The organism is Pseudokineococcus lusitanus, from assembly GCF_003751265.1.
GTDB lineage: Bacteria > Actinomycetota > Actinomycetes > Actinomycetales > Quadrisphaeraceae > Pseudokineococcus > Pseudokineococcus lusitanus.
In genome coordinates, this window is sequence record NZ_RJKN01000011.1 from 51,685 (window position 1) to 71,327 (window position 19,643).

The window sequence follows — 19,643 nt, forward strand, 5'->3', positions numbered from 1 at the left end:
CGTGCAGCACATCGCCGACGGCGCCAAGCGTCTCGTGCTCGGCCGGCCCTTCTCCAGCGACCGCCTCGGCCACACCCTCCTGCCGAAGCGGCTGGCGCTCCCGGTGTTCGCCTCGGACGCGCTGTCGTCCGTGGCGTACGCGCCGGACGAGATCTTCCTGACGCTGGCCATCGCGGGCGTGGCCTCGTACACGCTCTCGCCGTGGATCGGCGTGGCGGTCGTCGTCGTCATGGTCGTCGTCATCGCCTCGTACCGGCAGAACGTCCACGCCTACCCGTCGGGCGGCGGGGACTACGAGGTCGCCACGACCAACCTCGGCCCCCGGGCCGGCCTCGTCGTCGCGAGCGCCCTGCTCGTCGACTACGTCCTCACCGTCGCGGTGTCGATCTCGTCGGGGGCGCAGTACGCCGCCTCCGCGCTGCCCTTCCTGCGCGGCCACGAGACGAGCCTCGCCGTCGGGCTCGTGCTGCTCCTCATGGCGATGAACCTGCGGGGCGTCCGGGAGTCCGGGACGGCCTTCGCCGTCCCCACCTACGTCTTCATGGCCTCGATGCTCGCGATGCTCGGGTGGGGCACCTTCCGGGTCCTCACCGGTGACACGCCGGTCGTCGAGAGCGCCTCGCTCGAGCTCATGCCGGAGCCGGGCTACGAGGAGGGCCTCACGGGCCTCGTCGGCGCCTTCCTCGTCATGCGCGCCTTCTCGTCCGGGTGCGCCGCGCTGACCGGCGTCGAGGCCATCAGCAACGGCGTCCCCGCCTTCGAGAAGCCGAAGAGCCGCAACGCCGCGACGACGCTCGCGCTGCTCGGCGCCACGGCCGTGACGCTGCTCATGGGCGTCATCGTCCTCGCCAACGTCACGGGCCTGCAGTTCGCCGAGCTGCCCGCCACCCAGCTGTCGCGCGACGGCGTGCCCGTCGGCGACGGCTACGTCCAGGACCCCGTCATCGGCCAGCTGGCCCGGGCGGTCTTCGACAGCGCGCCGTTCGCCTTCTTCGTCGTGACGGCCGCCACCGGCCTCATCCTCGTGCTGGCGGCCAACACGGCCTTCAACGGCTTCCCGGTGCTCGGCTCGATCCTCGCCCGCGACGGCTGGCTGCCCCGCCAGCTCCACACGCGCGGCGACCGGCTGGCCTTCTCCAACGGCATCCTGCTGCTGGCCGGCGCGGCGGTCGTCCTCGTCATCGCCTTCGACGCCCAGGTCACCCGGCTCATCCAGCTCTACATCGTCGGGGTCTTCGTCTCCTTCACCCTCAGCCAGCTCGGCATGGTCAGGCACTGGAACCGCCACCTGCGGCTCGAGGGCGACCCCGCCGCCCGGTCCCGGATGCTGCGCTCGCGGGCCGTCAACGCCGTCGGCCTCGGGCTCACGGGGACGGTCCTCGTCGTCGTCCTCCTCACGAAGTTCACCCGCGGCGCGTGGATCGCCATCCTCGCGATGGCGGTGCTCTTCGTCCTCATGCGCGGGGTGCAGACGCACTACCGGCGGGTCGCCGAGGAGCTGGCGCTGCCCGACGAGCTGCAGGGCGGCAAGCTCCTGCCGAGCCGCGTGCGCGCGGTCGTCCTCGTCTCCAAGCTCCACCTGCCGACGCTGCGCGCGGTCGCCTACGCGCGGGCCACCCGGCCGTCGTCGCTGGAGGCGCTGACCGTCGCGGTCGACGCCGAGGAGACCCGGGCGCTGCAGCGGGCCTGGGACGCCCGCGGCATCCCCGTGCCGCTGACGGCGCTGGAGTCGCCGTACCGGGAGATCACCCGGCCCGTCGTCGAGCACGTCCGGGCGCTCCGCCGGGACAACCCCCGCGACCTCGTCGTCGTCTACGTGCCCGAGTACGTCGTCGGCCACTGGTGGGAGCAGGTGCTGCACAACCAGAGCGCGCTCCGCCTCAAGTCCCGCCTGCACTTCATCCGCGGGGTCGTCGTCGCGAGCGTCCCGTGGCAGCTCGCCTCGTCCCAGGGCGCCGACGTCGACGACCGCGTGGCGGCGCCGGGCGACGTGCGCCGGGGCACCGTCGGCGGGGTCGGCGGCGTCCACGAGCGCGACGGCGGCGGGCCGGGCCCGGAGGTGCGGCGGTGAGCGACGACGCGACGGCGCCCGGGGAGGGCGCGCGCGGCCGCCTCGTCGAGCTCGAGGTGGGGGCCGTGGCGCACGGCGGCCACTGCGTCGCCCGGCTCGAGGGCCGGGTCGTCTTCGTCCGCCACACGCTGCCGGGGGAGCGCGTCGTGGCCCGGCTCACCGAGGCCGCCGACGGGGCGGGCTTCTGGCGCGCGGACGCCGTCGAGGTGCTCGAGGCCTCGCCCGACCGGGTCGCCCCGGCGTGCCCCGTGGCGGGACCCGGGGGCTGCGGGGGGTGCGACTGGCAGCACGTCGACCTCGCGGCCCAGCGACGCCTCAAGGCGGACGTGCTCCGCGAGCAGATGCACCGGCTCGCGGGGCTCGACGTGGACGCCCGCGTGGAGGAGGTCCCCGTCCCCGCCGCGGCCGGGACGACGCCGGAGGACGCCGCCCGCGGCCTCGGCTGGCGCACGCGTGTCGCCTACGCCGTGGACGCGGGCGGCCGGCTGGGCTTCCGCGCCCACCGCGAGCACCGGGTCGTCCCCGTGGAGCGCTGCCCCATCGCCACGCCGGGCGTCGTCGACCTCGGCCTCCCCGCCGTCCGCTGGCCGGGGTGGCGCTCCGTCGAGGCGGTCGTCCCGGGCACGGGCGACGACGCGCTCGTCGTCGCCGAGCCGCGCCCCGGCGCCCGCCGCCCGCCGCGCGTGCCCGACGTCCCGGCCGCCACGTCGGTGGCGACGACGTCCCCGCGGGGCCCGCGGCAGCCGCCCGGCCCCGTGAGCCGGGTGCGCGGGCGCACGTGGGTGCGCGAGGAGGTGCGGGGGAGCGGCTTCCGCGTCACGGGCGCCGGCTTCTGGCAGGTGCACCCCGGCGCCGGCGAGGCGCTGACCGCGGCGGTGCTGGAGGCCCTGGCGCCCCGGCCGGGCGAGGCGGCGCTCGACCTCTACAGCGGCGCGGGCCTGCTCACGCGCGCGCTGGCCACGGCCGTGGGCGAGCGGGGGCGCGTGACGGCGGTCGAGGGGGACGCGCGGGCCGTGGCGGACGCCCGGCGCAACCTGCACGACGTCGCCGGGCTCACGCTCGTGCACGGGCCCGTCGAGCGGGTGCTCGAGGAGCGGGCGGGGCTCGAGGCGGACGGCGAGCCGCGAGCGGACGTCGTCGTCCTCGACCCGCCGCGCACCGGTGCCCGGGCGCGGGTCGTGGCGGCCGTCGCGGCGCTGCGGCCGCGGGCCGTGGCCTACGTGGCGTGCGACCCCGCGGCGCTCGCCCGCGACGTCGCGACCTTCGCCGACCACGGGTACGTGCTGCGCGGGCTGCGGGCCTTCGACCTGTTCCCGCAGACCCACCACCTGGAGTCGGTGGCGCTGCTCGAGCCGCGCTGACGCGGACGGGGCCGGCGGCTGCGCCGGCCCCGTCCGCCCGGCTCAGCGGTCCGGCATCTCCTCGGGGTCGCCGTCGGGGTCGTGCCCCGGGTCGGTGTCGTCGAGCACGCCGTCGTGGCTCGGCGTGGTGTCGTGCCGCGGGTGGAGCTGGCCCGCGTCGCCGTCCGGGTCGTGCTGCTCGGCCTGCTCCACGGCCTCGCGGGCGGCGTCGTCCTGCCCGTGCTCGGGGGTGCTCGTGCTCATGACGTCTCGGCCTCCCTCTGCCGGGCCCGGGGCGGGCCCGACCTCCCGACGGTAGGCCGGGTCCGGCGTGGGCGCCGGGCGGCGACGTGCCGGGGGCCGACGGCGGCGGGTCGTGACACCGTGGGCCGGCAGCACTAGTATCTTGACGTCAAGATACTTCGGCGGACGACGGCGACGTCGTCCGCCCGGCCCCCGCGGCCGGTCCCGGGCCACCCCTGGCCACCCGCAGTCAGCGTCGACGGGAGACGACATGAGCGACACGACCACCAGCACGGGCAGCACCGGCGACAGCTTCGGCGCCCGCGGCACCCTCGCCGTCGGGGACGCCGAGCACGGCATCTACCGGCTGTCCGCCGTCGAGGGGGCCGAGAAGCTCCCCTTCAGCCTCAAGGTCCTCCTCGAGAACCTCCTCCGCACCGAGGACGGCGCCAACGTCACCGCCGACCACGTGCGCGCCCTCGCGGGCTGGGACCCGTCGGCCGAGCCCGACACCGAGATCCAGTTCACGCCGGCGCGCGTCGTCATGCAGGACTTCACCGGCGTCCCCTGCGTCGTCGACCTCGCCACGATGCGGGAGGCCGTCGCCGAGCTCGGCGGCGACCCGACCCGGATCAACCCGCTCGCCCCCGCCGAGCTCGTCATCGACCACTCCGTCGTCATCGACGTCGCCGGACGGCCGGACGCCTTCGAGCGCAACGTCGAGATCGAGTACGAGCGCAACGGGGAGCGCTACCAGTTCCTGCGCTGGGGCCAGGGCGCCTTCGACGACTTCAAGGTCGTCCCCCCGGGCACCGGCATCGTCCACCAGGTCAACATCGAGCACCTCGCGCGCGTCGTCTTCGACCGCGACGGCGTCGCCTACCCCGACACGTGCGTCGGCACCGACTCGCACACGACGATGGTCAACGGCCTCGGCGTGCTCGGCTGGGGCGTCGGCGGCATCGAGGCCGAGGCCGCCATGCTCGGCCAGCCGGTGAGCATGCTCATCCCGCGCGTCGTCGGCTTCAGGCTCTCCGGCGAGATCCCCGCCGGCGTCACGGCGACGGACGTCGTCCTCACCATCACCGAGCAGCTGCGCCGGCACGGCGTCGTCGGCAAGTTCGTCGAGTTCTACGGCGAGGGCGTCGCGCAGGTGCCGCTGGCCAACCGCGCCACCATCGGCAACATGAGCCCGGAGTTCGGCTCGACCGCCGCGATCTTCCCCGTCGACGAGGAGACGCTCCGCTACCTGCGCCTCACGGGCCGCAGCGACGCGCAGGTCGCGCTCGTCGAGGCGTACACCAAGGAGCAGGGCCTCTGGCACGACCCGTCGCGGGAGGCGCAGTACTCGGAGTACCTCGAGCTCGACCTCTCGACGGTCGTCCCGAGCATCGCCGGCCCCAAGCGCCCGCAGGACCGCGTGGCCCTGTCCGAGGCCAAGGAGGGCTTCCGCGGCGCCCTCGGCGCCTACGCCACGCAGGACGCCCCGGAGAGCGCCCAGGACGAGGCGCTCGCCGAGACCTTCCCGGCGAGCGACGCGCCCACCGCGTCGGCGTCGGGGACGGACGGGGAGCCCGTCGAGACGCCGACCGCCACCCGCCGTGCCTCGCGCCGCACGCCCGTCACGCTCGCCGACGGCACGCGGACCGAGCTCGACCACGGGCACGTCGCCATCGCGTCGATCACCTCCTGCACCAACACGTCGAACCCGACCGTCATGGTCGCGGCGGCGCTGCTGGCCAAGGCGGCGGTCGAGCGCGGCCTCACGGCCAAGCCGTGGGTGAAGACGTCGCTGGCGCCGGGCTCCAAGGTCGTCATGGACTACTACGCCCGCGCCGGCCTCACGCCCTACCTCGAGAAGCTCGGCTTCCACCTCGTCGGCTACGGCTGCACGACGTGCATCGGCAACTCCGGCCCGCTGGCGCCGGAGATCTCGCAGGCCGTGAACGACGCGGACCTCGCCGTCGTCTCGGTGCTGTCGGGCAACCGCAACTTCGAGGGCCGGATCAACCCGGACATCAAGATGAACTACCTCGCCAGCCCGCCGCTGGTCATCGCCTACGCGCTGGCCGGGACGATGGACTGGGACCCGGAGACCGAGCCGCTCGGCACGGACGAGTCCGGCACCGAGGTCTTCCTCCGCGACATCTGGCCGAACGCGGCCGAGGTCGACGAGGTCGTCACGGGCTCCATCACGACCGACATGTTCACGACCGACTACGCCGACGTCTTCGCGGGCGACGAGCGCTGGCGGTCGCTGCCCACGCCGACGGGTCGGACGTTCGACTGGGACGACGCCTCGACCTACGTGCGCAAGCCCCCGTACTTCGAGGGCATGGGCGTGGAGCCGTCGCCGGTCGGCGACCTCGAGGGCGCGCGGGTGCTGGCCAAGCTGGGCGACTCGGTGACCACCGACCACATCAGCCCGGCCGGCTCCATCAAGGCCGACAGCCCCGCCGGCCGCTACCTCGCCGAGCACGGCGTGGAGCGCAAGGACTTCAACTCCTACGGCTCCCGTCGCGGCAACCACGAGGTGATGATCCGCGGCACCTTCGCCAACATCCGGCTGCGCAACCAGCTGCTGGACGGCGTCGAGGGCGGCTTCACCCGCGACTTCACCGCGGACGGCGCGCAGACGACGATCTACGACGCCGCCCAGGCCTACGCCGCGGCCGGCACGCCGCTCGTCGTGCTCGCGGGCAAGGAGTACGGCTCCGGCTCGTCGCGCGACTGGGCGGCCAAGGGCACCCGGCTGCTCGGCGTCCGCGCCGTCGTGGCCGAGAGCTACGAGCGCATCCACCGCTCGAACCTCATCGGGATGGGCGTGCTGCCGCTGCAGTACCCCGACGGCACCGACGCCGCGTCCCTCGGGCTCGACGGCACGGAGACCTTCTCGGTCTCCGGCGTCACGGAGCTCAACGAGGGCCGGACCCCGCGCACGCTGCGGGTCGTGGCGCGCAAGGAGTCCGGCGAGGAGGTGGCGTTCGACGCGCGGCTGCGCATCGACACCCCGGGCGAGGCGGACTACTACCGCAACGGCGGCATCCTCCAGTACGTCCTGCGCTCCCTCCTGGGGGCCGGGCGTGGCTGACGGCGGGACGCCCGCCGGGCTGACGGAGAGCGCCGACCAGCCGGGCGGGTTCCCGCCGGGCACCTTCGTCCTCTGGGCGACGGTGCAGGTGCGGGAGGACCGCGTCGAGGAGTTCCTCGCCGGCATCGCCGACGACGCGCGCTGCTCGGTGCGGGACGAGCCGGGCTGCCTGGGCTTCACGGTGTCGCGCCACTCGGACGACCCGCTGCGCTTCTCCTTCCACGAGGCGTACGCGAGCCGTGAGGCCTTCGAGGTCGACCACCAGGGCTCCGCGCACTACGCGCGGTGGGCCGCGGTGGCCGAGAAGGTCGTCATCTCCACCGAGGTGGCGTTCACCGAGGTCGTCGCGCTGCCCTGACCGCGCGACCCGCCCGACGACGACGGCCGCCCGCCCCGCGAGGGGTGGGCGGCCGTCGTCGTCCCGGCGCCGGGCGAGCCGTCAGCCCTTCTCGGCCCCCTCGCCCGTCGCGGTGATGCGCCGCTGGAAGACGAAGAAGAGCACCGCCACGGGGATCGTCATGAGCGCCGCCGCGCCGAGCCGCAGCGGGAACTGCTGGCTCTGCCCGAGGGCCCCGGAGGCGAGGTTGGCGACGCCCTTCGTGAGGGTGGTCAGCTCCGGGCTCTGGGTCGAGACGATGAAGTGCGACAGCTCGTTCCACGACCCCTGGAACGAGAGGATGAGCACGGTGACGAGGGCGGGCCGGGCCATCGGCAGCACGACCGACCAGAAGGTGCGCACGACGCCGGCGCCGTCGATCCGCGCCGCCTCCTCGACGCTGACGGGCAGCGTGTCGAAGAAGTTCTTCATGATGAAGACGCTCGTCGCGTCGGCCAGCAGCGGGACGACCATGCCCGCGTAGCTGTCGTAGATCCCCAGCTGGTTGATGACGAGGAACTTGGGGATGAGCAGGACCACCTGCGGGACGGCCATGACGGCCACGACGCCGGCGAAGACGACCGCCCGCCCGCGCCAGTGCAGCCGCGACAGCGCGTACCCGGCCATGGCCGCGAAGAGCACGCGCCCCGTCGTCACGACGACGGCGACGAGCGCGGAGTTGGCCGCCCACAGCGGGAAGTCGCTGTTCGCGAGCAGCCGCTCCAGCGCGGCCGTCGTCGCGGGGGACGGCACGAGGGTCAGCGGCTCGGCGGCCGCCTGGGCGTCGGTCTTGAACGCCGTCGCCACCTGGATGGCGAAGGGGAAGAGGTAGACGACCGAGATCGCGACGAGCGCGAGGTAGATCGCGTGCCGGCGCAGGGGGCGTCGTCGCCGCCGGGCCGGCGGGGCGTCGGACCCGCGCGGGGCGGTGGTCGCCCCGCGCGCGGTGCTGGTGGCGGTCACCGGGTGCCCCCCGTGCTGGTCGCGCCGGGGGTCGTCGCCGCGGTGACGGCCGCGGGCGCCCCGGGGCCGCCCGGCGCCGCGGGGACGCCGCTGCCGGTGGTGCCCACGCCGCCGCCCCCGCGGGCGCGCCACCGGCGGCGCAGCGGCACGTCGCGCTCCGTGAGCAGCACCCGCTGGACGACGGTGAGCGTGACGATGATGGCGAAGAGGACGAAGGCGATGGCTGCGCCGCGGCCCCACTCCTGGGACACGAACGACGTCGTGTACGAGAGGTACGCCGGCGTGACCGTCGTCTTGGCGGGGCCGCCCTGGGTGCCCGTGTAGATCTGGTCGAAGACCTGCCACGTGCCGATGAGGCCGAGCGTGAGGACGGTGAAGAGCGTCGGCCGGAGCATCGGCAGCGTGACGTGGCGGAAGCGCTGCCAGGCGTTCGCGCCGTCCACGGACGCGGCCTCGAGCACCTCGCCGGAGACCTGCTGCAGGCCCGCGAGGAACAGCAGCATGAAGGTGCCCGAGGTCGTGAAGACGGCGAGGAGGACGAGCGCCGACATGGCGACCGAGGGGCCGGCCAGCCAGTCCCACCAGCTGATGCCGACGGCGCCGTTCCCGGTGAGGACCGCGGGGCCGGCGTCCACCCCGACGGCGCCGAGGACCACGTGGAGGACGCCGCGCGGGTCGGCGAACCAGTTCGGCCCCTCGACGCGGAGCAGCGCCAGGAGCCGGTTGACGACGCCGCTCGAGGAGAAGAGGAAGAGGAAGACGATGGTGATGGCCACCGAGCTCGTCACCGACGGGAAGTAGAACGCCGTGCGGAAGAAGCCGCGCCCGCGCAGGGCGGCGCGCCCGACGAGCAGCGCCAGACCGAGCGAGACGGCCGTCTGCAGCGGGACGACGAGCAGCACGTACCAGAGGTTGTTGCGCAGCGCCGTGCCGAAGTCCTGCGTCGCAAGCCCGCCGCCGGCGACGAGCTCGCGGTAGTTGGCGGCGCCGACGAAGCCGACGTCGCCCGAGAACGGGCTGCCGATGCCGTCCCAGTCCGAGACGCTCACCCACAGCGCCATGACGATGGGCACGACGAGGAACAGGCCGAGCAGGACGAGGACGGGCGCGACGAAGAGCCACCCGGCCACGCCCTCGGCCCGGGCGCCCGGCCGCCCGCCCCGGCGCCGGGGCGCCGGGGCGGGCCGTGCCCGCGTGGTGCTGCCCCCGGCCGGGGCTGCCGCGGCGGCCATCAGGAGCCCGCGGCCTCGACGACCGGCTCGAGGTTGCCCTGGACCGAGGCGAGGATGCCGGCGGGGTCGCCGGAGGCCAGGCCCTCGAGCTGGGCGTTGAGGTCGGCGACGACGTCGCTCGAGCCCGGGAGGTTGAGCACCGGCTGCGCGACGTCGGCGCCGTCGAGGAAGGCGGCCTGGTCGGGGTACGCCTCGCGCCACGCGTCCGCGGCGGACTGCACGGACGGCATCGGCCCGAAGGCCTCGGCGAAGGCGAGCTGCTGCTCGGCGGAGACGAGGTGGTCGACGAGGTCGACGGCCGCGTCGGCGTCGCCCGTCGTCGCCGAGACGCCCCAGCAGGTCGTGAAGGTCAGCGTCGCGGGGCCGGCGGGGCCCGCGGGCAGCGGGAAGACGCTGTAGTCGAGGTCGGGGTAGTCCGTCCGGATGCCGCTGATCCAGTTGCCCTCGACGGTCATGGCGGCGGCGCCGGTGGCCAGCGCCTCGCCGCCCCAGCCCGCGCCGATGTCGGCGGGGTAGCGCAGCGAGCCGTCCTCGAGGAGGCCCTGCAGGTAGGTGAGCGCCTCGACGTTCTCCGGCGAGTCGGCCGTGGCCTCGGTCTGGTCGGCGTTCGTCAGCCCGCCCCCGGCCGCGGCCATGAAGGCCCCCGCGCGGGCGTACTCGGGCGCGAAGGTGAGGCCCGCGCGGTCCGGCGTCTGCAGCTGCTGCGCGACGGCGGCGAGCTCGTCCCACGTCGTCGGGACGTCGGCGTCGGTGAGGCCCGCCTCGGCCCACGCCCCGTCGTCCACCTCCAGCGCCAGCGTGCTGAAGTCCTTCGGCGCGCAGTAGAGCTGGTCGTCGTACGTGAACGACTGCACGAGCGCGGGGTAGAAGTCGTCGGCCGCCTCGAGGTCGTCGCCGTACGCGAGCAGGGAGCCCTGCTGGGCGTAGGTCTGGAAGAGGTCGGCGCTGACGTAGAAGAGGTCGGGCGGCGAGCCGGCGGCGAAGCCCTGGGCCAGCTGCTGGGGGAGGTCCTGGGCGACGGTGACCGTCGCCGCCGTGCCGGACTCCTCGCTCCACGCCGCGACGGCGGCCTCGACGGCCTCGGTCTCGGCCGGGCCGCTGGAGCCGATGAGGATGCTCAGCTCGCCGTCGCCGGTCGCGTCGCCGGAGCCGCCGCCGGTGGCGGCCCCGTCGTCGAAGCCGCTGCCGCCGCAGGCGGACAGCCCGAGCAGGGCGACGAGCGAGCCGCCGGTGAGGGCCAGGGCCGCGCGGCGGCCGGGGGTGCGGGACATCGGTGTCTCCTCGGGGTCGGTGGTGCGGGGGCGTCGGGAGGGCGTCAGCCGCCGGGGCGGCGGACGGCGAGGGACGGCGCCAGCAGGCGCCGCGGGACGGGGGGCTGCTCGCCGTCGACGAGGGCGAGCAGCTGCTCGAGGACGGACGCGGCCGCGGCGTCGAGCGGCTGGCGCACGCTCGTCAGCCCGACGGCCTCGGCGACCGGGGTGTCGTCGAAGCCGACGACGTCGAGGGCGGCCCGCCGCTCGACGGCGGCGGCCCGGGCGCCGAGGGCGAGCGAGTCGCTGGCGCACACGACGGCCGTGGGCGGCGAGGGGGCGTCGAGGAGGGCGAGGACCGCCGCGCGCCCGGGGGCGGCGCCGTCCTCGACCCGGGCGTCGTCGCGCGGCGAGGGGGCGCGGCCCGTGAGGTCGCGCACCGCCCGCGCCCAGCCCTCGCGGCGGTCGTCGCCGGAGCCCGAGCCGGCGGGCCAGCCGACGAAGGCGACGCGCCGGTGGCCGAGCGCCCACACGTGCCGGGTGGCGGTCTCGGTGCCGGCCGCGCCGTCGACGTCGGTCCAGCAGCCCTCGGCGCCGGCGGCGGCCGGCGGCTCCGCCGGGGCCCCGACAGCCGGCCACGGACGGCCGAAGGACGTGTGGGGGACGCCGCGGCCGGCCAGCCACGCGGTGCGGGCGTCGTCGCGGTGGGTGCCGGTGAGGACGAAGCCGTCGACGGCGCGCGAGCCGAGGAGGTCCTCGACGCGCGTGGTCTCCTGCGCGTCGTCGGCGGCGGTGAAGAGGACCACGCGGTGGCCGACGTCCTGCGCGGCCTCGGTGAGGGCGTGGAGGAAGGCGTCGAGGACCGTGCCGCCGATCCCGTCCGTGCGGGGCTGCAGGCGGAAGCCGAGCGACTGCGCCCGCTGGGTGCGCAGCTGCTGCGCGGCCCGGGAGGGGCGGTAGCCGGTGCGCTCGACGACGTCGAGGACGCGGGCGAGCGTCTCCGGCGCCACCCGGTCGGGGGCGTTGAGGGCGTTGCTCACGGTCTGGCGGGAGACGCCCGCGTCGCGGGCGACGCTGACGAGCGTCGGTCGTGCCACGGCCTCCGACACCTCCTCGTGCCCGGCCCCGACGGCGTCCGCCGCCCGGTGTTGAACGATCAAATCGACGTGGGCACACTGTGCGCACGCCCGCCGGACCTGTCAACCGGGCCGCCGGGCGGCCCGCCACGACCGACGACGCCGTCCGACCGAGGAGAGCCGATGACCGACGCCCCCGCCCCCGCCGCCGACGGCGAGGGGGCGCCGCCCCGGCCCCCGCGGCAGCCCTGGCTGCACGACCTCGTCGCGGCCGTGGCCGCGCCGGTGCAGCTCTGGTGCGGCCCGGACGGCCAGGTGCGCGGGGACGGCGCCACGGGCGGCTGGCTCGGGGACGTCCGCGTCCTGTCCCGCGCCCGCCTCGTCGTCGGCGGCGAGGAGCCGGTGCCCGTGCTCGTCAGCCCCGTCGCCGGCGGCGTCCTCGCCGTCGGCGTCGCCCGCGGCCTGGGCGACCCCGTGCCGGACCCGACCGTGCGGGTCGAGCGGCACCTCGCCGTGACGACCGACGGGTTCTCCGAGCGCGTCGTCCTGCGCTCCTCGGCCCGCACGGACGTCGTGGCGGACGTCGTCGTCGAGGTGGCGGGCGACCTCGCGCGGATGGACGCGGTCAAGCAGGGCCTGCCGGCGCCCGCGGCCCTGCCGGCCCACGCCGGCGGCACGGGCGGGACCAGCGCGACCGGCGCGACCGCGTGGGGCGCCGGCGGGGTCCGGGCCTCCCTCGTGGCCGAGGGGGCGCACGTCGGGGCGGGCGGCGAGCGGGGCGGGGCCGTCCTGCGCTGGCGTGTCGCGCTGCCCCCGGGCGGCACGGCCGAGGTCGCGTGGCGGCTGACGGCCACGGAGGAGGGGGCGGTCGTCGTGGCGCCGCCGGCGCCGTCGGCCGCGGAGTCCTGGACGGTCGACGTCGTCGCCGACGACCGGCGCCTGCCCTCGGCGACGACCGCCGCCCTCCGGGACCTCGCGGGGCTGCGCCTGGCGACCGCCGCGGCGCCGGACCTGCCGTTCCTCGCGGCCGGCGCGCCCTGGTTCCTCACGCTCTTCGGGCGGGACTCGCTGTGGGCGGCGCGCATGCTCCTGCCGCTGGGCACCGACCTCGCGGCGTCGACGCTCGAGCTCCTCGCCCGGCTGCAGGGCCGCCGGGACGACCCGCTGACGGCGGAGCAGCCCGGCAAGGTGCTCCACGAGGTGCGGCGCGACGGCTTCGCCGGGGACGGCGGCCACGGCGCCTTCGCGCTGCCGCCGCTGTACTACGGGACGGTCGACGCGACGGCGCTGTGGGTCTGCCTGCTCCACGACGCCTGGCGGTGGGGCATGGACCCGGCGCGCGTCACCACCCTGCTGCCCGCGCTGCGGGCGGCGCTCGGGTGGATGGCCGACTCCGGCGACAGCGACGGCGACGGGCTCCTCGAGTACGTCGACACGACGGGCCGGGGCCTCGCCAACCAGGGGTGGAAGGACTCCGGCGACTCGGTCCAGTGGGCCGACGGCTCGCTGGCGACCGCCCCCATCGCCCTGTGCGAGGTGCAGGGCTACGCCCACGAGGCGGCGCTCGGCGGTGCCGCGCTGCTCGACGCCCTCGGCGGGCCGGGGGAGGGGGACCGCTGGCGCGCCTGGGCGGCGCGGCTGGCCGACCGCTTCCGCGCCTCCTTCTGGGTCGAGGACGCCGCGGGCCGCTTCCCCGCCATCGCGCTCGACGCCGCGAAGCGCCCCGTCGACACGATGACGAGCAACGCCGGGCACCTGCTCGGCACGGGCCTGCTGACGCGCGACGAGGAGGCCGACGTCGCCCGCCGCCTCGCCGGGCCCGACATGGACTGCGGGCGCGGCCTGCGCACGCTGTCCTCGCGCAGCGGCGGCTTCTCGCCGCTGAGCTACCACGGCGGCAGCGTGTGGGCCCACGACACGGCCGTGGTCGTCGCGGGCCTCGCGCGGACCGGCCACCACGCCACGGCGACGTCGCTGGCCGGCGGCCTCCTGCGCGCCACGGCCGAGTTCGCCGACCGGCTGCCGGAGCTGCACGGCGGGGACACGGCGGCCGAGGTGCCGGCGCCCGTGCCCTACCCGGCGGCCTGCCGCCCGCAGGCGTGGTCGGCCGCGTCGGCCGTCGTCGTGCTCGGCGCCGCGGCGGGGCTGCGGCCGGACGTCCCGGCGGGCACGGTGGCGCTCGACCCGCTGCGCGACGCCGACGGCCGCGCCGCGCTGGGCGCGGTGCGGGTGGACGGGCTCCGGGTCCGGGGCGAGCGCGTCCGCGTGGACGTGCCGGCCGCCGGGCCGGCGCGCGTCGACGGGCTGCCCGCGGGTCTCGTCCTGCGGGCCGACGCCGGCGGGACGGCCGAGCGCTGAGGTCGCGCCCGCCGTCGGCGTCGCCGGCGCTGCCGGCTGTCGGTGCTGTCGGTGGGCGGGCGCACCATGGGGCGATGAGCGCGGGCGACGGGTGGGGCGGGCGCGGCCCGGACGGCGGACGGACGCCGGGGGAGCGGCCGCGGGCGCCCGACGCCGGTGCCGTCCGGCCCGGGCGGCCGCGGCGCCCGCCCGGCGCCGCGCCCGTGCGGATGCGGGCGGACGCCCGCGGCACCCCGCCGGGCTGGCCCGCCGCGGTGCCGCCGCCCGGGGCCGAGGACTGGCAGCGGAAGGCGCAGGCCTGGCTGCTCGACACCTGCCCGCCCGACTACCGCGGCCACGACGTCCTCGTCCGGCAGCCCGCGGTCCTCGCCCGCCTCGCCGTCCTCCACGCCGGCGCCCAGCTCGACGGCCTGCGGCGGGCCGTCGCCACGCTGCGCGCGGACCTGTCGGGCGCCGTCGGGTCCCGCGTCGTCGACCAGGCGCTCGAGGCCCTCGAGGCCGAGCGGCTGCGGCTGCTCGCCGTGGAGGAGGGGGCGGTCCTCGTCGAGCAGGCCCTCGCCGGCGCCCGCGTCGTCCGCTCGCTCTGACGCCCCCGACGGGTGGGTCGGCGCACCCCGCCGGAGGGGCCGACCTACAGTGGGCCCCCCGGCGGCGGGCGTGCCCGCCGCGACGCGAGGCGGCCCCACGAGGGCCGGGACGAGGTGGTCTGACGTGGCGAGCGGCGAACCGAGCGGGCCCGACCCGCAGCAGCGGGCCACGGCCCCGGCGCCGGCCCCGGTCGCGGGTGCCGTGCTCCAGCGCGCCGGGGTGCTGCCCCGCGTCCGCGGGCCGCAGGACCTGCGTGACCTCTCGCCGGCCGAGCTCCGGCAGCTCGCCGACGAGGTCCGCGCCCACCTCGTCGAGTCGGTCTCGCGCACCGGTGGCCACCTCGGCCCGAACCTCGGCGTCGTCGAGCTGACGATCGCCGTCCACCGGGTCTTCGACAGCCCGTCCGACACCGTGGTCTTCGACACGGGCCACCAGTCCTACGTGCACAAGCTCCTCACCGGGCGCCAGGACCTCTCCACCCTGCGCACGCGCGGCGGCGTCGCGGGCTACCCGTGCCGGGCGGAGTCCGAGCACGACGTCGTCGAGAACTCCCACGCCAGCACGTCCCTGTCCTGGGCCGACGGCATCGCCCGCGGCCGGGCCCTGCGCGGGGAGGACGGCCGCTCGGTCGTCGCGGTCGTCGGCGACGGCGCCCTCACCGGCGGCATGGCCTGGGAGGCGCTCAACAACATCGCGGCCTCGTCCGACCGGCCGCTCGTCGTCGTCGTCAACGACAACGAGCGCAGCTACGCGCCGACGATCGGCGGCATGGCGCACCACCTCTCGACGCTGCGGGCCACGCGCGGCTACGAGCGCTTCCTCGACTGGGGCAAGCAGGCGCTGCACCGCGGCGGCACGCCGGGCCGCCTGGCCTACGACGCGCTCCACGGCGTGAAGAAGGGCCTCAAGGACATCGTCGCGCCGCAGGGGCTCTTCGAGGACCTGGGCCTCAAGTACCTCGGCCCGGTGGACGGCCACGACCTCGAGGCGCTCGAGCGGGCGCTGCGCGCCGCCAAGGACTACGGCGCCCCCGTCATCGTCCACGCCCTCACGCACAAGGGGCACGGCTACGCCCCGGCGCTGGCCGACGTGGCCGACCAGTTCCACGCCGTCGGGATCATCGACCCGGTGACGGGCGCCCCCGTGCCCGCGGCCGGCGGGGCCCCGGCGCGCGCGTCGTGGACCTCGGTCTTCGCCGACGAGGTCCTCCGGGTGGCCCGCGAGCGCGACGACGTCGTCGGCGTCACCGCGGCCATGCTCATCCCCGTCGGGCTGCACAAGATGGCCGCGGAGATGCCCGACCGGGTCGTCGACGTCGGCATCGCCGAGCAGCACGCCGCCACCTCGGCCGCGGGGCTCGCCTTCGCCGGCCTGCACCCCGTCGTCGCCCTCTACGCGACCTTCCTCAACCGCGCCTTCGACCAGGTGCTCATGGACGTCGCCCTCCACCGGGCGGGCGTCACCTTCGTCCTCGACCGCGCGGGCGTCACCGGCCCCGACGGCCCCAGCCACCACGGCATGTGGGACCTCGCGCTCCTCCAGCACGTCCCCGGCCTGCGGCTCGCCGCCCCGCGCGACGGCACCCGCCTGCGCGAGGAGCTGCGCGAGGCCGTCGGCGTCGACGACGCGCCCACCGTCGTCCGCTACCCCAAGGGCTCGGCGCCCGCCGACGTCGAGGCGGTCGCGCGGCTCGACCCGGGCACCTGGGGCGCCCCCGACGTCCTCGCGAGCACGGGCGACGGCTCCCGTGCCGACGTGCTCGTCGTCGCCGTCGGGGCGCTGGCCCGGCTGTGCCTCGACGTCGCCGAGCGGCTTCAGGCGCACGGCATCACCGCGACCGTCGTCGACCCGCGGTGGGTCCTGCCGGTGCACCCGGCGCTGCTGCGGACCGCCGCGGCCCACCGCTTCGTGCTCGTCGTCGAGGACGGCCTGCGCCACGGCGGGGTCGGCAGCCGGCTGCGGGACGAGCTGGCCGACGCCGGCACGGACGTGCCCGTCCACGTCGCCGGGCTGCCCACCGCCTTCCTCGACCACGGCGAGCGCGCCGAGGTCCTCGACGAGGTCGGCCTCACGGCGCAGGACGTCGCCCGCGACGTCCTCGGGCGCGTGTCGGCGCTCGCCACCGGCGGCACGGGCGACGCCGACGACACGGACGCGACGGGGCCGCGCGCCGCGGCGCGCGCGCCGCACCGGGAGGACTAGCGTCCGACGCCGTGAGCGTCCTCCGGAGCAAGAGCGTCGAGCAGTCCATCAGGGACACCGAGGAGCCGGAGCACCGGCTCAAGAAGAACCTCGGGGCCCTCGACCTCGTCGTCTTCGGCGTCGGCGTCTCGGTCGGCGCGGGCATCTTCGTCCTCACCGGCCAGGCGGCCGGCGGCAACGCGGGGCCGGCCGTCGCGGTGTCCTTCGTCATCGCCGCGATCGCCTGCGGCCTCGCGGCCCTCTGCTACGCCGAGCTCGCCTCGACGGTGCCGGTGGCGGGCAGCGCGTACACGTTCTCGTTCGCGACGATGGGCGAGCTCGTCGCCTGGATCATCGGCTGGGACCTCGTCCTGGAGTTCGTCGTCGGCGCCTCCGCGGTCGCGACGTCGTTCAGCGCCTACCTGGGCGTGGTCCTCGAGCAGCTCTTCGGCGTCACGGTGCCGCCGGCGATCGCCTCGGCGGAGGACGGCGTCCTCAACCTGCCCGCGGCGCTGCTCGTGCTCGGCCTCACGGTCGTCCTCGTCACCGGCATCAAGCTGTCGAGCCGCGTCAACCAGGTCATCACGGCGATCAAGGTCCTCGTCGTGCTCGCCGTCATCGGCGTCGGCCTCGCCTTCGTCGACACCGCCAACTGGAGCCCCTTCGTCCCGCCGGCGCAGCCGTCGGCCCCCGAGGACGCGGGCTTCCTCACCTCGCCGCTCGTCGAGACGATCTTCGGCCTGACGCCGACCGCCTTCGGGGTCGGCGGCGTCGTCGCCGCCGCGGCGCTCGTCTTCTTCGCCTTCATCGGCTTCGACGTCGTCGCGACGACGGCCGAGGAGACGAAGAACCCGCAGAAGGCGCTGCCGCTCGGCATCTTCGGCTCGCTCGCCATCGTCACCGTGCTCTACGTGGCCGTCTCGCTCGTCGTCACCGGCGTCCAGCCGTACTCGGAGATCGACCCGGCCGACGGCGCCCCGCTCGCCACCGCCTTCACCGCGGTGGGCGTGGGCTGGATGGGCGCGCTCGTCGCGGTCGGCGCCTGCGTCGGCCTCGTCTCGGTCGTCATGATCCTGTTCATCGGCCAGACCCGCGTCGCCTTCGCGATGGCGCGTGACGGCCTGCTCCCGCGCGGCCTGGCGCGGACGCACCCGACGCACGGGACGCCGTACCGCATCACCATGATCACCGGCGGCGTCATCGCCGTCGTCGCCGCGCTCGTGCCGCTCGAGGAGCTCGCGCTCCTCGTCAACATCGGCACGCTCTTCGCCTTTGTGCTCGTGTCGATCGGCGTCGTCGTCCTGCGGCGCACGCGGCCCGACCTCCGGCGCTCGTTCCGGGTGCCCGCTCTGCCGGTCGTGGCGACGCTCTCGGTCCTGGCGTGCGTCTACCTCATGCTCAACCTCACGGGCGAGACGTGGCTGCGCTTCCTGCTGTGGATGCTGCTCGGCGTCGTCGTCTACTTCGCCTACTCGCGCCGTCGGTCGGTGCTGCAGCCGGGCTCCCCGGCCCAGCGCGCCAGCGCCGCGCGCCGGGGCGCCGACGGGGGTCAGCCCGCCGGCTGAGCCGACGCCGCGAAGGCGTCCGCCAGGGGGCCGGCCAGGAGGTCGACCTGCCACGGGCGGGCGCCGCCCGCGGCCAGCGCGTCGGCCACGGCCGCGGGCGTCGCCGGCGTGGGCGGCTCCCAGCACGTGCGGCGCAGCAGGTCCGGCTGGAGGAGGTTCTCCAGGGGGACGTCGTGCTCCTCGGAGGCGGCGGCGACGACCTCGCGCGCGGCCGCCAGCCGGGCGGCCGCCGCCGGGTCGCGGTCCTTCCACGCGCGCGGCGGCGGCGGGCCGCCGGCCGGGGCGGTGGTGCGGGGCAGCTCGGCCTCGGGCACGGCCTGCCCGCGGCGCACGGCCTCGAGCCAGGTGGCCGCGCGCCGACGGTTCGCCGGCCCCGAGAAGACGGGCAGCGCCGCGAGGGCCGCCGGGCTCGTCGGCATGGCGGCCGCGGCGGCGACGACGGCGCGGTCGGGCAGCACGCGCCCCGGGGCGACGTCGCGCGCGGCGGCCAGGCGCTCCCGCTCGGCCCACAGCTCGCGCACGACGGCCAGCTGCCGCCGCGAGCGGACGGCGTGCAGCCCCGACACGCGGCGCCACGGGTCCACGCGCGGCGCGGGCGGCGGCGCGTCCCGGACGGCGGCGAACTCCTCGCGGGCCCACCCGGTCTTGCCCTGCTCCGCCAGGACGGCGAGCAGCGCGTCGCGCAGGGGCAGGAGCAGCTCGACGTCGAGGGCGGCGTAGCGCAGCCACGGCTCGGGCAGGGGGCGCGTCGACCAGTCGACGGCGGAGTGCTCCTTGGCCAGGTCCACGCCGAGCAGGCGCTGCAGCACGGCGGCGAGGCCGACCTTGGGGAAGCCCGCGAGGCGGGCGCCGAGCTCGGTGTCGACGAGGTCGCCGCCGGGACGGAGGCCCACCTCGGCGAGGCACGCGAGGTCCTGGGAGGCGGCGTGGAGGACCCACTCGGCGTCGCCCATGGCGTCCTGCAGCGGGGAGAGGTCGCGCAGCGCCTCGGGGTCGACGAGGAGGGTGCCGGTGCCCTCCCGGCGCAGCTGCACGAGGAAGGCGCGCTGGCCGTAGCGGTAGCCGGACGCGCGCTCGGCGTCGACGGCGACGGGGCCCGTGCCGGCGGCCAGCCGGGCGGCGGCGGCGGCGAGGGCGGCCGGGTCGGCGACGACGTCCGGGACGCCCTCGGCCGGCTCGGTGAGGACGGGCAGGGGCGGGGCCTCGGGCGTCGGCTCGGAGGACGGGTCGGCGGCGGCGCCGCGCTCCTGCGCGGTGCCGCCGCCGGTGGTCGAGCGGGAGTCGGTGCCCTCGGTCATGAGGTCACCGT

14 protein-coding genes are annotated in these 19,643 nt (G+C 76.6%); 8 read left to right on the forward strand and 6 right to left on the reverse strand.

Translation table 11 applies throughout. From position 1 onward, the window contains the following. Position 1: 1 nt before the first annotated feature. Both EDC03_RS16530 and EDC03_RS16535 read left to right on the forward strand, forming a co-directional pair. Positions 2-2,071, forward strand: a complete 2,070-nt coding sequence (locus tag EDC03_RS16530; RefSeq protein ID WP_123381395.1) for an APC family permease — start codon at positions 2-4, stop codon at positions 2,069-2,071. Continuing rightward, positions 2,068-3,432 carry a class I SAM-dependent RNA methyltransferase gene (locus EDC03_RS16535; protein WP_123381362.1) on the forward strand — a complete coding sequence of 455 codons (1,365 nt, stop codon included), beginning with the start codon at positions 2,068-2,070 and terminating at the stop codon, positions 3,430-3,432. Before EDC03_RS16530 ends, EDC03_RS16535 begins: the two co-directional genes overlap by 4 nt. Positions 3,433-3,474: 42 nt before the next feature. Here the strand turns inward: EDC03_RS16535 and EDC03_RS16540 are convergent, their stop codons facing one another. Next, on the reverse strand, positions 3,475-3,675 hold the full coding sequence (locus tag EDC03_RS16540) for a hypothetical protein (protein ID WP_123381363.1): 201 nt from the start codon (positions 3,673-3,675) through the stop codon (positions 3,475-3,477). Between the two features lie 250 nt (positions 3,676-3,925). On the opposite strand from EDC03_RS16540, the gene acnA reads away from it, so the two are divergent. After that, positions 3,926-6,745, forward strand: coding sequence for an aconitate hydratase AcnA (gene acnA / locus EDC03_RS16545; RefSeq protein ID WP_123381364.1), 2,820 nt, complete (start codon positions 3,926-3,928; stop codon positions 6,743-6,745). Next, entirely contained in the window at positions 6,738-7,103 is a 366-nt protein-coding gene (locus tag EDC03_RS16550) for a putative quinol monooxygenase (protein ID WP_199720357.1), read from the forward strand. The genes acnA and EDC03_RS16550 overlap by 8 nt, the downstream gene beginning before the upstream one ends. A gap of 81 nt (positions 7,104-7,184) precedes the next feature. Here the strand turns inward: EDC03_RS16550 and EDC03_RS16555 are convergent, their stop codons facing one another. From EDC03_RS16555 to EDC03_RS16570, 4 genes are read right to left on the reverse strand one after another with little or no spacing between them, the layout of a single operon-like run. After that, on the reverse strand, positions 7,185-8,084 hold the full coding sequence (locus EDC03_RS16555; protein ID WP_123381397.1) for a carbohydrate ABC transporter permease: 900 nt from the start codon (positions 8,082-8,084) through the stop codon (positions 7,185-7,187). Further along, entirely contained in the window at positions 8,081-9,316 is a 1,236-nt protein-coding gene (locus tag EDC03_RS16560) for a carbohydrate ABC transporter permease (protein ID WP_123381365.1), read from the reverse strand. The genes EDC03_RS16555 and EDC03_RS16560 overlap by 4 nt, the downstream gene beginning before the upstream one ends. Beyond that, on the reverse strand, positions 9,316-10,587 hold the full coding sequence (locus EDC03_RS16565; RefSeq protein WP_123381366.1) for a sugar ABC transporter substrate-binding protein: 1,272 nt from the start codon (positions 10,585-10,587) through the stop codon (positions 9,316-9,318). Before EDC03_RS16565 ends, EDC03_RS16560 begins: the two co-directional genes overlap by 1 nt. A 44-nt stretch (positions 10,588-10,631) precedes the next feature. Continuing rightward, complete coding sequence (locus tag EDC03_RS16570; protein WP_123381398.1) at positions 10,632-11,663, reverse strand: LacI family DNA-binding transcriptional regulator; 1,032 nt, start codon at positions 11,661-11,663, stop codon at positions 10,632-10,634. Positions 11,664-11,825: 162 nt separating this feature from the next. Between EDC03_RS16570 and EDC03_RS16575 the strand changes: the two genes are divergently transcribed. The 4 genes from EDC03_RS16575 (at position 11,826) to EDC03_RS16590 (ending at position 18,334) form a co-directional block, all read left to right on the forward strand. Next, positions 11,826-14,000, forward strand: coding sequence for a glycogen debranching N-terminal domain-containing protein (locus EDC03_RS16575; RefSeq protein WP_123381367.1), 2,175 nt, complete (start codon positions 11,826-11,828; stop codon positions 13,998-14,000). A 74-nt stretch (positions 14,001-14,074) separates the two neighbouring features. Further along, positions 14,075-14,587 carry a hypothetical protein gene (locus EDC03_RS16580; protein ID WP_123381368.1) on the forward strand — a complete coding sequence of 171 codons (513 nt, stop codon included), beginning with the start codon at positions 14,075-14,077 and terminating at the stop codon, positions 14,585-14,587. Positions 14,588-14,789: 202 nt separating this feature from the next. Beyond that, the gene (gene dxs, locus EDC03_RS16585; protein ID WP_422393838.1) at positions 14,790-16,790 is read left to right on the forward strand and encodes a 1-deoxy-D-xylulose-5-phosphate synthase; all 2,001 of its coding nucleotides are present in this window, start codon (positions 14,790-14,792) and stop codon (positions 16,788-16,790) included. 11 nt (positions 16,791-16,801) lie between these two features. Continuing rightward, entirely contained in the window at positions 16,802-18,334 is a 1,533-nt protein-coding gene (locus EDC03_RS16590) for an amino acid permease (RefSeq protein WP_123381369.1), read from the forward strand. Here EDC03_RS16590 and EDC03_RS16595 read toward each other — a convergent pair. Next, positions 18,319-19,632: an HRDC domain-containing protein gene (locus EDC03_RS16595; RefSeq protein WP_123381370.1), complete on the reverse strand. Its 1,314-nt coding sequence runs from the start codon at positions 19,630-19,632 to the stop codon at positions 18,319-18,321. The two genes, EDC03_RS16590 and EDC03_RS16595, sit on opposite strands and share 16 nt — an antisense overlap. Between the last annotated feature and the right edge of the window lie 11 nt (positions 19,633-19,643).

Excerpts from the sequence above, each read along its gene's own strand:
- EDC03_RS16580 (WP_123381368.1), top strand. The coding sequence starts at position 14,075 with ATGAGCGCGGGCGACGGGTGGGGCGGGCGCGGCCCGGACGGCGGACGG.
- EDC03_RS16540 (WP_123381363.1), bottom strand. The coding sequence starts at position 3,675 with ATGAGCACGAGCACCCCCGAGCACGGGCAGGACGACGCCGCCCGCGAG.
- acnA (WP_123381364.1), top strand. The coding sequence starts at position 3,926 with ATGAGCGACACGACCACCAGCACGGGCAGCACCGGCGACAGCTTCGGC.
- EDC03_RS16595 (WP_123381370.1), bottom strand. The coding sequence starts at position 19,632 with ATGACCGAGGGCACCGACTCCCGCTCGACCACCGGCGGCGGCACCGCG.
- EDC03_RS16565 (WP_123381366.1), bottom strand. The coding sequence starts at position 10,587 with ATGTCCCGCACCCCCGGCCGCCGCGCGGCCCTGGCCCTCACCGGCGGC.
- EDC03_RS16560 (WP_123381365.1), bottom strand. The coding sequence starts at position 9,316 with ATGGCCGCCGCGGCAGCCCCGGCCGGGGGCAGCACCACGCGGGCACGG.
- EDC03_RS16575 (WP_123381367.1), top strand. The coding sequence starts at position 11,826 with ATGACCGACGCCCCCGCCCCCGCCGCCGACGGCGAGGGGGCGCCGCCC.